The organism is Pseudomonas sp. WC2401 (assembly GCF_041200115.1).
Taxonomy (GTDB): domain Bacteria; phylum Pseudomonadota; class Gammaproteobacteria; order Pseudomonadales; family Pseudomonadaceae; genus Aquipseudomonas; species Aquipseudomonas fragi.
The window spans coordinates 922718-937616 of record NZ_CP165623.1 but is presented as its reverse complement, the minus strand read 5'-3'; the positions used below and the strand labels follow the sequence as shown (position 1 = coordinate 937616).

Annotated in this window: 11 protein-coding genes; 4 read left to right on the top strand and 7 right to left on the bottom strand. The window is 61.8% G+C overall.

Features of this window, described 5'->3' with window-relative positions; translation table 11 throughout:
- Window positions 1-19: 19 nt before the first annotated feature.
- Entirely contained in the window at window positions 20-1705 is a 1686-nt protein-coding gene (locus AB3G35_RS04205) for a DUF4153 domain-containing protein (RefSeq protein ID WP_106115637.1), read from the bottom strand.
- Window positions 1706-2099: 394 nt separating this feature from the next.
- On the opposite strand from AB3G35_RS04205, the gene ilvD reads away from it, so the two are divergent.
- Window positions 2100-3947, top strand: a complete 1848-nt coding sequence (gene ilvD / locus AB3G35_RS04200; protein WP_106115638.1) for a dihydroxy-acid dehydratase — start codon at window positions 2100-2102, stop codon at window positions 3945-3947.
- A gap of 155 nt (window positions 3948-4102) precedes the next feature.
- Here ilvD and AB3G35_RS04195 read toward each other — a convergent pair whose 3' ends face one another.
- Window positions 4103-5158, bottom strand: coding sequence for a haloacid dehalogenase-like hydrolase (locus tag AB3G35_RS04195; protein ID WP_369782328.1), 1056 nt, complete (start codon window positions 5156-5158; stop codon window positions 4103-4105).
- A 218-nt stretch (window positions 5159-5376) separates the two neighbouring features.
- Here AB3G35_RS04195 and AB3G35_RS04190 point away from each other — a divergent pair, with 218 nt between their 5' ends.
- The gene (locus AB3G35_RS04190; RefSeq protein WP_083369724.1) at window positions 5377-6768 is read left to right on the top strand and encodes an L-cystine transporter; all 1392 of its coding nucleotides are present in this window, start codon (window positions 5377-5379) and stop codon (window positions 6766-6768) included.
- A 63-nt stretch (window positions 6769-6831) separates the two neighbouring features.
- On the opposite strand, the gene AB3G35_RS04185 is transcribed toward AB3G35_RS04190, so the two are convergent.
- Window positions 6832-7344: a dihydrofolate reductase gene (locus tag AB3G35_RS04185; RefSeq protein ID WP_369782327.1), complete on the bottom strand. Its 513-nt coding sequence runs from the start codon at window positions 7342-7344 to the stop codon at window positions 6832-6834.
- Between the two features lie 90 nt (window positions 7345-7434).
- Here AB3G35_RS04185 and AB3G35_RS04180 point away from each other — a divergent pair, with 90 nt between their 5' ends.
- Together AB3G35_RS04180 and AB3G35_RS04175 are read left to right on the top strand one after the other, a co-directional pair.
- A complete protein-coding gene (locus AB3G35_RS04180; RefSeq protein WP_369782326.1) occupies window positions 7435-8817 on the top strand; it encodes a DUF2868 domain-containing protein in 1383 nt (460 codons plus the stop codon).
- Entirely contained in the window at window positions 8810-10174 is a 1365-nt protein-coding gene (locus AB3G35_RS04175) for a GTPase/DUF3482 domain-containing protein (protein WP_324708340.1), read from the top strand. Before AB3G35_RS04180 ends, AB3G35_RS04175 begins: the two co-directional genes overlap by 8 nt.
- A 114-nt stretch (window positions 10175-10288) precedes the next feature.
- On the opposite strand, the gene AB3G35_RS04170 is transcribed toward AB3G35_RS04175, so the two are convergent.
- The 4 genes from AB3G35_RS04170 to AB3G35_RS04155 all read right to left on the bottom strand — a co-directional run bounded on the left by AB3G35_RS04170 (window position 10289) and on the right by AB3G35_RS04155 (window position 14898).
- The gene (locus AB3G35_RS04170; RefSeq protein WP_369782325.1) at window positions 10289-10846 is read right to left on the bottom strand and encodes a phosphonate degradation HD-domain oxygenase; all 558 of its coding nucleotides are present in this window, start codon (window positions 10844-10846) and stop codon (window positions 10289-10291) included.
- Window positions 10846-11973 carry a TIGR03364 family FAD-dependent oxidoreductase gene (locus AB3G35_RS04165; RefSeq protein WP_369782324.1) on the bottom strand — a complete coding sequence of 376 codons (1128 nt, stop codon included), beginning with the start codon at window positions 11971-11973 and terminating at the stop codon, window positions 10846-10848. Before AB3G35_RS04165 ends, AB3G35_RS04170 begins: the two co-directional genes overlap by 1 nt.
- Window positions 11974-12112: 139 nt before the next feature.
- Window positions 12113-13135, bottom strand: coding sequence for a putative 2-aminoethylphosphonate ABC transporter substrate-binding protein (locus tag AB3G35_RS04160; RefSeq protein WP_016782625.1), 1023 nt, complete (start codon window positions 13133-13135; stop codon window positions 12113-12115).
- Window positions 13136-13173: 38 nt separating this feature from the next.
- Window positions 13174-14898: a putative 2-aminoethylphosphonate ABC transporter permease subunit gene (locus AB3G35_RS04155; protein ID WP_203304350.1), complete on the bottom strand. Its 1725-nt coding sequence runs from the start codon at window positions 14896-14898 to the stop codon at window positions 13174-13176.
- Window position 14899 lies beyond the last annotated feature (1 nt).

The following is a 14899-nucleotide window of genomic DNA, read 5'->3' as shown; positions in this document are numbered from 1 at the left end:
AAGCCCGCCCCCACTGCGTTTACTGCGCCTTGGGGTTTGGGCTCAGCTCCACGCCATCGATCAACAGCGATTGATATCGCGGCGCCACCACCTTGGCCTTGCCTTCACGGATCTGCTCGATCAGCTCCAGCGCATTGCCATCGACCTCGAACGTACCCGCCAACTGCCATTTACCCTGCGCATCACGCTTGAAGAAGTCCAGCGACCTCACCCAGCCCCGCTTGGGCAACTGCAGCACCTCGCTTTGCCCATCCCGATCCAGATCAACCGCCCACAGCACACAGCCCGGTTTCTCGCAGGTCTGCTTGCCAAAGTCCGACGCTTCAAACTGTTCGCTGCCCGCCACTTCAGGGCCGATCCACTCCAGGGCTTTCTCCTTGGGCGCGCGTTTGCCTTTACCGGTGTCGGCATTCTTGAGCCGCTTGAGCAAGGCCTGACGCTCGGTTTGCGTCAGTACCTGCCCTTGCTCCACTTGCGCCAGCAGCGCGCTGAACGCCTGCTCACCGGGTTGGCCCAGGCGGTAGCGCAAGGTATCGGCGTCAAACATATCCACCGGGGTCTTGCCGCTCAGCACACGGGCAACCTGGTTGCTGGCGCTGATTTTCAACGGGCTGAACCACGGTGTATGAATTGCCAGCAACAGCGCAACCGTCAGCAGCGCAATCACCGGGTTGGTGCGACGCACACTCCATAGCCACTGGCGCTGTGGCACCACTACCGCCCAGACGGCCGCCACACAGTGGGCAAAAATCACCGCCACCAGCAGGATTGCCAACACCCGGGAAGGTGTCAGGCCGTACTGCGCAATGCGCAGCCACGTTGAATACCCCGCCAGCAGCACCAGCACCGGCAAGCACAGCAGGCACAGGTCGACCACACGCACCAGCCAGACCGGGTACCCGCTGCCCTGGGCACCGTCCTGGAACACGCCATTGAGCAAAAACAGATTGACCGCCACCAGCCACAGCATGATGGGTGTCGAATAGCCGGTATTCCAGATGGGCTCCAGCCCGGTAAAGGGCAAGGCGAAAGTGAACACAATCGCAATCAACGCCCCCAGAGGCAGCAGGAAACGGCACAGTGTCAGCAAAATACCGCGCAGCAGGCCAATGATCCGGTCGTTCTCACGGCCCATGTTCAAGCCGAGGGCAAACACCATTGCCGAACTGACGCAAATAAACCCCTCGGTTGAAAACAGCCGGTTGAGCGCCACGATCCCGAGCATCTTGAACAGGTTGCCCCACAACAGCAGCAGCCCCCAGAACACCACATTCAGCAACAAGCCCAGCAATACGATAAACACCGTGTCCCAGGCATGGCGGAACAAATCTTCATAACGCGGATAGCGCCCTTCGCGGGTTGGCCAGCTGAGGATGAACACCGTGCAGACGTAAGCAATCACCAGGGAAAAGAACGTCCAGCTGCCCGTCAGCCAGCGGTTGTTGAACAGCTGCCTGTCGCCGTCCACAAACACCCAGGTACTGATTGCCGCCATGACCACCGTGAGTCCGACCACCAGCCAGGCAGTGCCGCGCTGTCGCACGTTGTCACCCAACAGCAGCAGGTTGATGCCACCCACCAGCACGACAGTGGCCAGGGCAACCCTGACCCCAGGGTCGGTCAGCGTACTTGCCAGCCAGAGCAGCAAGCCCTGTATCAGGCCGATGGCCAGGCTGGTTTTGACAGAGCGGTTGAGGGTTAGCATTTAGAGTCCCCACTGAAAAATCATCCCAACACTATTGCGTGATTTTCAGAAAATGGCGCGGTCAGTTCGCAAAATAGTGCTTTCTTACATAAAGTCGGGCTGCTTCTTGCCCAACGCCCAGATTAACCGCCAACCGCAAGTGCTGGGCCTGCGAGTCGCTCATTTGTGTTCAGGAGCAACTGCCCTGCCCATTCCCTCCGCCCGCCAGCCGTGTAGAATCAACTCATTCATCGCCAATCATCCCCGGCGGGTTTATGAGCTCAAGCCCCGGCGCGCGGCGATCCCGCAGCGTTTACGGCAACTCGCGGATACGTAGTCATTTTCTGTGTGATCCGTCAGTCATTAGAAGCTCACTTCCCTGTTTGTTACCTGATTAGCCGCCCGGAGTTGTTCCATGCCTGACTATCGTTCGAAAACCTCCACCCACGGCCGCAACATGGCCGGCGCCCGCGCTTTGTGGCGCGCCACGGGGATGAAAGATGCCGACTTTAAAAAGCCGATCATCGCCATTGCCAACTCCTTTACCCAGTTCGTACCCGGCCACGTCCACCTCAAGGACATGGGCCAGCTGGTTGCCCGCGAGATAGAGCGCGCTGGCGGCGTGGCCAAGGAGTTCAACACCATTGCCGTGGACGACGGCATCGCCATGGGCCATGACGGCATGCTGTATTCGCTGCCAAGCCGCGAAATCATCGCCGACTCCGTGGAGTACATGGTCAACGCCCACTGCGCCGACGCCATTGTGTGCATTTCCAACTGCGACAAGATCACCCCTGGCATGCTGATGGCCTCGTTGCGCCTCAACATCCCGGTGATTTTCGTTTCGGGCGGGCCGATGGAAGCGGGCAAGACCAAGCTCGCCAGCCACGGTCTGGACCTGGTAGACGCCATGGTCATCGCCGCCGACTCCAGCGCTTCTGACGAGAAGGTTGCCGAGTACGAGCGCAGTGCTTGCCCGACGTGCGGGTCGTGCTCCGGCATGTTCACCGCCAACTCGATGAACTGCCTGACCGAAGCCCTGGGCCTGGCCCTGCCGGGCAATGGCTCGGCTCTGGCCACCCACAGCGACCGCGAGCAACTGTTCCTGCAGGCCGGCCGCACCATCGTCGACCTGTGCCGCCAGTACTATGTCGAGAATGACGAGTCGGTGCTGCCGCGTAACATCGCCAACTTCAAGGCATTTGAAAACGCCATGACGCTGGACATCGCCATGGGCGGTTCGACCAACACCATCCTGCACTTGCTGGCCGCGGCCCAGGAAGCCGAGATCGATTTCGACCTGAAAGACATCGACCGCCTGTCGCGCCACGTGCCACAGCTGTGCAAAGTGGCGCCGAACATTCAGAAGTACCATATGGAAGACGTGCACCGTGCCGGCGGCATTTTCTCCATCCTCGGTTCCCTGGCCCGTGGCGGCCTGCTGCACACCGACCTGCCGACCGTACACAGCAAGACCATGGCTGAAGGCATCGCCAAATGGGACATCACCCAGACTGACGACGAAGCCGTGCACACATTCTTCCGTGCAGGCCCGGCCGGTATCCCGACGCAAACCGCGTTCAGTCAGTCAACGCGCTGGGACACCCTGGACGACGACCGTGAAAACGGCTGCATCCGCAGTGTCGAGCATGCCTACTCGCAAGAAGGCGGCCTGGCCGTGCTGTACGGCAACATCGCGCTGGATGGCTGCGTGGTCAAAACCGCCGGGGTCGACGAGTCGATCCACGTGTTCGAAGGTAACGCCAAGATCTTCGAAAGCCAGGACAGCGCCGTGCGCGGCATTCTGGCAGACGAAGTGCAGGCCGGTGACATCGTGATCATCCGTTACGAAGGCCCGAAAGGCGGCCCGGGCATGCAGGAAATGCTCTACCCGACTTCGTACCTGAAATCCAAAGGTCTGGGCAAAGCCTGCGCACTGCTCACCGACGGTCGTTTCTCGGGCGGCACGTCGGGCCTGTCCATCGGCCATGCTTCACCTGAAGCGGCTGCGGGCGGCGCGATTGGTCTGGTGCAGGACGGCGACAAAGTGCTGATCGACATTCCGAACCGTTCGATCAACCTGCTGGTCAGCGACGAAGAGCTGGCGACACGCCGCGCTGAGCAAGACAAGAAAGGCTGGAAGCCGGTGGAAGTGCGTCCGCGTAAAGTCACCACGGCCCTCAAGGCCTACGCCTTGCTGGCTACCAGCGCCGACAAAGGCGCGGTGCGTGATAAGGCGCTGTTGGACAAATTGGTGCCGTAAGCCAATGCGTTAAACAAAAATCCCGGCCATGTGCCGGGATTTTTTATGACCTGCACCACACCTTTGTGGGAACGGGCTTGCACGCGATGGCATCGCCGTGGTCATGCAGGCAGACGGCGCCGCCTGCATCGCGGGCAAGCCCGCTCCCACAGGAATTACTGGATCTGATCCGGCTTGACGATCACCCAGTTCTTGTCCGCTGTTACCGGCAACCCCTCTTTGGCTTGCGCCGCCGCATTCTTGGCCATCATCCCTTCCAGCTGCGCCATGTATTTGTCCTTGCGGTTGATCCACAAGTGCACGCCACCCTTGGCCACGTCCACACCGTGAAACAGCATGTAGCCGTCACTGGACGGCGTGTCTCCGCCCACCAGCACCGGTTTTTTCCACTGGTCGATATAGGTCAGGATCGCCGCCTGCTTGCCCGCCATCCAGGTGGCCGGGGTCCACAGGTATGGGGTCAGCTCCAGGCCCAGGTTGGCTTTTTCGTTGTAGGTGCCAGCGCTGATCTGTTTGCGCGCGGTGGTGAGTTCGCCCGTCTTGCGGTCCTTGAGCAGCGTGCTCACGCCAATCACGTTCTGCGGTTTGACGTTGTAGCCGTACTTGGGGTCAGCCGCGACCATGCGCACCAGCTCTTCCGAGGCGGCGGTCATCACATAGACCTCGATGCCGTTCTCCATCAGCTTGTTGAACAGCTCCACCTGCCCGGTAAACACCTTGGGCGGCTGCACCTCGGAGGTCTTGACCACATCCCCCTCGAAGTAAGTCACCGGTACTGGCTTGCCTGACGCCATCAATTCGTCCACATAGCCCTTGAGCTGCTGCAGGGTAAAACCGGAAAACACCTGGGCCACCCACGGGTAACAGACCATGTCGTCCACTTCGCACAGGCGGTAGTAGTAACTGAACAGGCTTTCCTTATGGTCGGCCGTGTCCTTGAACGGGATCAGCTTGAGCGACGGGTCGAGTCTGTCCCGGGTGATCAGGCCGCGGTTTTCCATAAACGGCAGCAGCGCTTCTTCCAGGTCATTGCGGTAGCTGGTGTTGTCCATGTCAAAGACCGCGAAGTTACCCTTGTTCGCGTTGGCGGCGATCATGGCGTCCAGTTGCCTGGCCTGGTCGCCGGGCCAGTGCTTGAGTTCGGTGGCCAGTGCCTGCCCGGCAAGCCCCATGCACAGGGTTAATGCGGTCAACTTGGCGGTCAGTTTCATCAGCTATGCTCCTCGTCAAAGGCATCGACGCTAACAAACCTGCATGACAGTTTTTGGCTTGGGCACGACCGTCATCGTCTTGTCTGCGCCACCTGCTTATTCCAAAAACCTAGGTTGTCATTCCACATCGGTATATTTGTAGATATATCAACCTGTTACGATTTCCGGTTCGCAATAGTTACATCCAAGACTGGTACAAGTCGTCCCTCGGAGCTTTCATGAATTTCCCGCTGATCCTCAATCTGCTGGTGTTCCTCGCGTTGCTGTTCGGCTTGTCGCTGACCCGCCACACCGCGTGGAGCCTGGCGAAAAAAGTCTTGCTGGCGCTGGTTATAGGCGTGGTGTTCGGCCTGTGCCTGCACCTGACCTACGGTACAGACAGCCCGACCCTGAAAGCCTCCATCGGCTGGTTCGATCTGGTTGGCAGCGGCTATGTGCAATTGCTGCAAATGATCGTGATCCCGCTGGTATTTGCCTCGATCCTGAGCGCCGTGGCCCGTCTGCATAATGCCTCGTCCCTGGGCAAGATCAGCTTCCTGACCATCGGCACGCTGCTGTTCACCACCATGATCGCGGCACTGATCGGTATCGGCCTGACCAACCTGTTCGGCCTGACTGCCGATGGCCTGGTGGCCGGCGCGGCTGAAATGAGCCGCCTGCAAGTGATCCAGAGCGATTACGCAGGCAAGGTGTCGGACCTGAACGTGCCGCAACTGCTGCTGTCGTTTATCCCGCAAAACCCCTTTGCCGATTTGGCCCGGGCCAAACCGACGTCGATCATCAGCGTGGTGATTTTCGCCGCATTCCTGGGCATCGCCGCGCTGCAGCTATTCAAGGACGAGCCGGAAAAAGGCGGCAAGATCCTCAGCGCCATCGACACCCTGCAAGCCTGGGTGATGCGCCTGGTACGCCTGGTGATGAAACTGACCCCGTACGGCGTACTGGCCCTGATGACCAAAGTGGTCGCCATGTCCAACGTGCAGGACATCATTAAACTGGGCAGCTTCGTGGTGGTGTCCTACATCGCCCTGGCGCTGATGTTTGTGATTCACGGCGTGATCGTGTCGTTTTCCGGGGTTAACCCGCTGCGCTTCTTCCGCAAGGTATGGCCGGTGCTGACCTTTGCTTTCACCAGCCGTTCGAGCGCAGCCAGCATCCCGTTGAGCATCGAAGCGCAAACCCGTCGCCTGGGCATTCCGTCTTCGATCGCCAGCTTTGCCGCTTCGTTTGGCGCGACCATTGGCCAGAACGGCTGTGCCGGTCTGTACCCGGCCATGCTGGCGGTGATGGTGGCCCCGACCGTGGGCATCAACCCGCTGGATCCGGTATGGATCGCTTCGCTGGTGGCTATTGTGACCTTGAGTTCGGTAGGCGTGGCCGGTGTGGGCGGTGGTGCAACCTTCGCGGCACTGATCGTGTTGCCGGCGATGGGCTTGCCGGTATCGCTGGTGGCGCTGCTGATTTCGGTTGAGCCCCTGATCGATATGGGCCGCACGGCGCTGAACGTGAGTGGTTCGATGGTGGCAGGTACCGTAACCAGCCAGATCCTGCACCAGACCGACAAAGCCATCCTGGCTGAAGACGATCATGGTGATCTGGCGCACGCTTAAAAAGCCGACCCTCACCCCAGCCCTCTCCCAAAGGGAGAGGGCTGGGGTGAGGGGCTTTTGACCTTAAACCCTTTCCCACACCTCAAAGCTGAACGCCGGCTTGTCATCCGCGGCGGCATGCAGCTCTTCCGACACCAGCTTCCACTGCGCCTGATCGAACTCAGGGAACCACGCATCCCCCTCCGGGCTCAGGCCCACACGCGTCAGGTACAAGCGGTCGGCATCCACCAAACCCTGGGTGTACAGCTGTGCGCCGCCAATCAGCATCACTTCGCTCACGCCCTGCTCTTGCGCCCATGCTTCGGCTCGCGCAATAGCGTCCTGCAGCGAGGCAAACACCTCGGCACCTTCGAGCTGCAAATCAGTCTGACGACTGACCACCAGGTTCAAACGGCCCGGTAACGGGCGCCCCAGTGAATCCCAGGTCTTGCGACCCATGATGATCGGCTTGCCCAGGGTGGTGGCCTTGAAATATTTGAAATCCGCCGGCAAATGCCACGGCATGCTGTTGTCGACGCCAATCACACGGTTTTCAGCAAGTGCCGCGATCAGGCTAAGGGGGAGTGATTTTTTCATGGCGCCGAGGATACCAGAGCCGCCCGCGCCGACAGTACCCCGCCTGACTAACAGCGGTTATGCTCTTGGTTCACTTGAATGGAATGTCGCGTGACTCAACTTTCCCCGCTACAACGCCTCTGGCTGACCGAAACCGTGCGCCTGCGCGAAGAACACGCGGGCCCGCTGGACGACCTTGAAGCCAATCGACGCGCCCGCGCCACCGCCGGCGACTTGCCCACACGCCTGCAAAATCGCGCCCTGTGGCTGGCCGAGCGCGACGGCCTGCTCGCTGCCATGCAGCACTGGCTGCAAGGTGCGCGGTTGGCGCTGCTGGTACTGGCCGCGCTGGCCGTGATCAGTGGCGCCGGGCTGGCATTCGCCGCCCTTGGCGACGGGCAAACCCCGGTCAATGTGTTCTGGGCGCTGGGCAGCCTGCTGGGGCTCAACCTGATCCTGCTGTTGAGCTGGGCACTGGGCCTGCTGTTTGCCGGTGAACACGGCGCCAGCCTCGGCCGCCTGTGGTTGTGGCTCAGCGAAAAACTCGCCCGCGATGCCAAGGCTGCGCAACTGGCCCCGGCCCTGGTGCTGGTGCTGCAACGGCGCAAACTCAATCGCTGGGCGCTCGGTACGCTGGTCAATGGCTTGTGGTTGCTGGCCATGCTCAGCGCGCTGGTGATGATGCTGCTGCTTATGGCCACGCGCCGCTACGGGTTTATCTGGGAAACCACGATCCTCGGTGCCGATGTGTTCGTCGCCGCCACCCGCGCCCTCGGCGCGCTCCCCAACTGGCTGGGCATGAGCGTGCCCACCGTGGAGATGATCCGCATCAGCAACGACACCAGCCTCTACAACAACGAAGGGGTGCGTCAGGCCTGGGCAGTCTGGCTTGTAGGCGTGGTACTGATTTACGGCGTGATCCCGCGCCTGCTGCTGGCGGCATTCTGCCTGTGGCGCTGGAAAACCGGGCGCAACGCGCTGCAACTGGACCTCAACCTGCCCGGCTATAGCCAGTTGCGCGAGCGCCTGATGCCCAGCAGCGAGCGCCTGGGCGTCAATGACACCGCCCCCGAGCAGTTGCACAACGTGCAGGCCGGGCACAGCGCCCTGCAAACCGATGGAGCCCTGATCGTGGCCATTGAGCTGGACGACCAGCATCCGTGGCCACCCAAATTACCGCCCACCGTCAAGGACGCCGGCATCCTCGACAGCCGCGAGTCGCGGCAAAAACTGCTGGAACAAATGACCCGTTCCCCCCCGGCACGCCTGGCCATTGCCTGCGACCCGCGCCGCTCGCCGGACCGCGGCAGCCTGGCGCTGATCGGTGAACTGGCGCGCAGTGCCCGCGAAACCCGCATCTGGCTGCTGCAAGCACCGCCCGGCCAGGCGCTGGACGCCGACCGCCTGGGCGACTGGCATGTCGCACTGGAAAAGCTCGGCCTGCCCTTCGCCGCCAGCGCCCCCCTCAACTGGCTGGAGACTGGCCATGACTAAGCCACTGACGCTGGCCGTGGTCGGCCATACCAATGTCGGCAAAACCTCATTGCTGCGCACCCTGACCCGGGATGTCGGCTTTGGCGAAGTGTCCCACCGCCCCAGCACCACCCGCCATGTCGAAGGGGCGCGGCTGTCGGTCGACGGCGAGCCGTTGCTGGAACTGTACGACACGCCGGGGCTGGAAGACGCCATCGCCCTGCTCGACTACCTTGAGCGCCTCGACCAACCCGGTGAACGCCTGGATGGCCCGGCGCGGGTAGCCCGCTTTCTCCAGGGCAGCGAGGCGCACCAGCGCTTTGAGCAGGAGGCCAAAGTACTGCGCCAGTTACTGGCCTCGGACGCCGGGCTGTATGTGATCGATGCCCGCGAGCCGGTGCTGGCCAAGTACCGCGACGAACTCAGCGTACTGGCCAGTTGCGGCAAGCCGCTGCTGCCAGTGCTCAACTTTGTCAGCAGTCCGCAACATCGCGAGCCCGAGTGGCGCGAAGCCCTGGCCCGCCTCGGTTTGCATGCGCTGGTGCGGTTCGACAGCGTGGCACCGCCCGAAGATGGCGAACGCCGCTTGTATGAAAGCCTGGCGCTGTTGTTGGAGCATTCACGCGGGGCGCTGCAACGCTTGATCACCGATCAGGAGGCCCAGCGCGAAGCCCGCAAGCACAGCGCCCTGCGCCTGATCGCCGAACTGCTGATCGACTGCGCCGCGTGCCGTCGTAGCGTGGCCAGCGAAAAAGCCGCCGAGCAACAAGCCATCCAGCAACTGCGCGAAGCGATCCGCCAGCGTGAGCAACGCTGCGTTGAAGCCATGCTCAAGCTGTACGGCTTTCGCCCCGGCGATGCAGCGGCCAGCGACTTGCCGTTGCTCGACGGGCGCTGGGGCGATGACTTGTTCAACCCGGAGACGCTCAAGCATCTGGGTGTACGGGTCGGCGGCGGGATTGCCGCAGGCGCTGCGGCCGGTGCCGGTGTGGACTTGATGGTCGGCGGCCTGACCCTGGGCGCTGCCGCATTGGCCGGGGCCATTGCCGGCGGTGCGCTGCAAACCGCACGCAGCTACGGCAGCCGCTTGCTGGGCAAGCTCAAGGGCCAGCGCGAATTGACCGTGGACGACAGCGTGTTGCGCCTGCTGGCCCTGCGTCAGCGGCAATTGCTGCACGCACTGAATGCTCGCGGGCATGCGGCGATGGACAGCATCAAGGTCGCCACCCCGCAGGACAAGACCTGGCGCGAGGGCAAACTGCCCGAAGCCCTGAACAAGGCACGGGCGCATCCACAATGGTCGTCGCTCAACCCGCATGCGAAGTTGAGCCAGGCCGAGCGTCAGGAGCAGATTGAGTTGCTGGTCGAGCAAATCTAGACGCCGCCCCCCCCCTTGTGGGAGCGGGCTTGCTCGCGATTGGATCACTGCGGTGAAGCTGATGTACCGCGGCGTAAGCATCGCGAGCAAGCCCGCTCCCACAATGATCAGTGATCACGCATTCAGCAGGCGCAGGGCCTTGGCCTTGAGGATGTGCAGGTCGATCACCGGCACATGCATCGCCTTGGCCTGTTCATCCCACACCCGCATGCGCAGGCTCAGCTGGCACAGCGGGTTCTGCTCGAATGCATCGGCCTCGGCCTCGCTCATCACCCCGCCCTGATAACCCAGGGTGCGAATGCTCGCTTCGCTCAACAGCGCGTAATACCCCGGCTGGCGCAAGGTCAGGTAGCGCTTGGCCTGTACATGGTATTCCACCAGCCTGGCCAGCCGCTCGCTGAACCCGGCCCGGCGCAGGTAATCGGCGCCAACCCGCTCATGGCTGACCACCCCGTAGCCGCCCATGTTCTGCGCATCCTTGCCGCAAAAGTGCCCGATATCGTGAAAGAACGCTGCCAACACCACTTCATCGTCATAACCTTCGGCCAACGCCAACTGCGCGGCCTGGGACATATGCTCGATCTGTGACACTGGCTCACCGATGTAATCGTCGGTGCCGTAGTGCTGATACAAACCAAAAACGTCTTCAACCACTTGCTGCGCGTGGGTCATCACATCGTCTCCAGCATCCGGGCGATATTGCCCTCGGCCATCGCCGGGCCCACGCTCATGCCCACGCCGGTGTGCATCAGCGCCGCATGCAGGCCGGGCTCGACCTCCAGCCAGGTGAATGGCCTGGCCCCTCGGGCACCATAGACGCCCTGCCAGCGCTCGACCACCTGCACTTCACAGCCCAGGGTTTCTTGGCACAGATGCAGCATCCAGTTATCCACCTGTTCGCCGTTGAAAGGTGAAGGATCCCGACTGTAATCGTGAGAATCGCCGACGATCAAATCACCATAAGGCGTCGGGCTGATTAGCAGGTGGATGCCGTGCTCATCCAGGTACGGGCTGTCGCGCAGGATTTCGGCCCGCACTGCCGCCGCTTCGGGCAAGTCGGCAAAAGCGCCGTAGTGCACACAACTCAGGCCGGTGAGCAGAGCATGTTGCAGCTTCAAATCGACCCTGGGCCGCACGCGCAGCATTTGCAGACGACACACCTGCGGGTCGAGTCTGGCCAGCGGCTCGGCCAGCAAGGTCAGGTAATCGTGACCCGAACACACAATCACCTGCGCGCCCTTGAAACTGCCTGCCGTGGTGTGGACTTGACCGGGTTCAACCTCGCGCACCAGGGTGGAAAAATGAAATTCGACGCCCAGCTCACGCTGCAGATAGTTGATAAGGGCCGGGATGGCTTCGCGCGAATACACCTGCTGGTCGTCAAGGCCATGCAATGCGGCGCGATGATGGCTGAACTGGCCAGCGTACAGAGCCTCCATTGCTGCACCGCGCAATAATTCGACGCGATAGCCGGACTCCCGTGCACGGCCCTGGCAGAAGGCTTCGAGCAAGTGTTCTTCGGCTTCGGTGCGGGCGAACAGGTATGAGCCATTGCGCTTGAGATCAAAGCCTGCGCGCTGTGCCCAGTCAGCCCAGATGCTGCGGCTGGCGCGGGCCAGATCGAGCATCACGCCCGGTGGCTGGCCGGTGACCAGCGCCTGGCCGAAGTTGCGCACCGAGGCGCCCAGTGGCGTGGCGGTGCGTTCGAAGACGCGCACTTTGAGCCCGCGTTTTGCAGCGGCGTAGGCGTGGGACAAGCCCAGAATGCCGGCGCCGACGATAAGGATTGGTTGAGTCATCACGATGTCCTGAAGGGCAACTTCACTTCCCTTGTGGGAGCGGGCTTGCTCGCGATACAAACGCCGCGGTGCGGCTGTCCAACCGCAGCGATCCAATCGCGGGCAAGCCCGCTCCCACAGGTCTTTTGTGGCTACAAAACTACTGCGCCACTTTCTCGGACTTGCCGTCATAGCGCTTGCGCCATTCGGCCAGGATGCTGTCGCGGTTCTGCGAGGCCCAGGCGAAGTCGTTCTTGATCAGGCGCTGTTCGTAGTCGGCCGGCAGTTCTGTCTGTGGCTTGGCGATACCCGGCTGGGCCAACACCGCGAAGTTCTCTTTATAAAGCTCCATCGCAGCCGGGCTTGCGGAAAAATCAGCCAGCTTTTTCGCCGCTTCTTCGTGCGGCGTGCCCTTGATCACTGCCGTGGCTTCGATTTCCCAGCCCAGGCCTTCCTTCGGCAATACGATGTCCAGCGGTGCGCCCTGGCGTTTGAGCTGCACGGCCGGGTATTCAAACGAGATACCGATCGGGAACTCACCCGCCGCCGCCAGTTTGCAAGGCTTGGAACCCGAATGAACGTACTGGCCGATGTTCTGGTGCAAGTCATCCATAAACTGCCAGCCCTGTTTCTCACCGAAGGTTTGCAACCAGGCACTCACATCCAGAAAGCCGGTTCCGGACGAGGCCGGGTTGGGCATCACGATCTTGCCCTTGTATTCAGGCTTGGTCAGGTCTTGCCAACTCACCGGCTTGCTCAGGCCCTGTTTTTCGGCCTCGATGGTGTTGAAGCAAATGGTCGCGGCCCACACGTCCATACCTACCCAGGCCGGCGGGTTGGCCGCATCACGGTAGTTGCCGCCAATCTTGGCCAAGTCCTTGGGCGCGTAGCTTTGCAGCATGCCCTGCTGGTCCAGAATCGCCAGGCTGGAGGCGGCCAGGCCCCACACCGCATCCGCTTGCGGGCGGGCTTTTTCGGCCAGCAGCTTGGCGGTAATGATGCCCGTGGAATCGCGCACCCACTTGATCTCGACGTCCGGGTTGGCCTTTTCAAAGGCCTGCTTGTAGGTCTTGAGCTGTTCGGCTTCCAGGGCCGTGTACACGGTCAGTTCGGTTTTGGCCGCGAACGCGTTAAGGCTAAAAGCGCTGAGGACTGCAGCGGCAAGAGCAAGAGGCTTGAACATGGTGCGGTTCCTTTTGGGTGTAGGGGGCAGGGTTATTGTTATTGCGCCGGCGCGCCCTGGCGCCAGGCCTGGGAACGGCGCAGCAAGCCGCGCGAAGCCCGGGCCAGGAGCAGGGACACACCCGCCGAAGTGAACAGGATCAGGGTCGACATGGCCGCCGCGCCGCCAACGTTGCCGGCGTCGTCCATGTTCAACACCGCCACCGCAGCGAGGATGGTGTCGGGGCTGTAGAGAAAGATCGCCGCAGACACCGTGGTCATCGCCGAGACAAATAGATAGCGCATGATGTCCAGCAGCGCCGGCAGGCAAATCGGCACGGTGACGCGCCAGTAATGGCGATACAGCGGCGCCTTGAGCGACAGCGCGGCGGCCTCGAATTCGCCGTCGAGCTGGCGCAGGGCCGTGGTGGCGGTCATTTGTGCGGTGGTCAAATAATGCGCAATGGTGCAGGCCACCAGCAGGGTCATGGTGCCGTAGAGCACATGCAGCGGGTTGCCCGGCAGGTTGAAAAAGAACACATAGCCCAGGCCCAACACCAGGCCCGGCACGGCCATCGGCACAAAGCTGAGCATGCGCAGGGCCAGGTTGAGGCCTTTCTGGCTTCTGGTTTTTTCCATCAGATAGGCGCCGGTGAAGATCAGCGCGCTGCCAATCACCGCCGTACACAGCGCCATCGTCACGCTGTTGCGATACGCCAGCCAGCCACCGCCAGCGGTGTCGTTGAACTGGTAGTGGTTGAGCGACAGCGACAGGTTGTACGGCCAGAATTTGACCAGCGACGAGTACACTGCCATGCCGAACACCAGCAACAACGTGGCGCAGATCAACAACACAATGGCCAGATAGCAGCGGTCACGGACTTTCGACGGCACCGGCTTGAACACCTGGGCGCGGCCGCTCATCGAGTCACCATGCTGACCGCGCAACCAGGCATCGACGCCAAAACTGAACAGTGCAGGCAGCAGCAAGACCATGCCGATCAAGGCTCCGCGACCGAATTGTTGCTGGCCAACCACCGCCTTGTAGGCTTCCAGCGCCAGCACCTGATAGTCGCCGCCCACCACAACCGGTACGCCGAAGTCGGTGATGGTCAGGGTGAAAACCAGACAAAACGCTGCAAACACGGCCTGTTTGGTGCCCGGCCAGGTGATGCTGCGAAAGGCCTTGAAAGGCCCGGCGCCCATGCTCGATGCGGCGTCAAACAAGCGCGCATCAGCCAGGGACAAGGCCGAGAGCAAAATCATCAGCGCGTGCGGGAAGGTATAGATCGCTTCGCCGAGCACGATCCCCCAGAAGCCGTAGATATTGTCGGAAATCAGCCCGCGCAGCATGCCCTGATTGCCGAACAGGTACACAAGCGCGATGCCCGGCAGCATGGAAGGTGCCATCAGTGGCAACAGCGACAGCCCGCGCCAGATGCGTTTGCCGGGGATCAGGGTGCGTTGCAGGGCGTAGGCAAACAGATAGGCCAGCGGTACGACAATGGCCGCCACGCTGAGGGAAACCTTAAGGCTGTTACCGAGCAGCCAGTGAAAGTTGGCGCTGGTGACCAGCTCACGCGCCGCGACCCAACCGCCGCCCTGGCCGTCTTCGGCACTGAACCCGCGCCAGAAGATCGCCAGCAGCGGCATCAATACCGCCACGCTCAACAACAGCAATAACAGCAGTTTGCCGCCGACCACGAAGATGCGGTCACCGAGTTCCGCGCGGCTGGCTTGGCGGGGGATTTTGCCGGGCAGTGGCAGGGCCATTTCAGCGGCCATC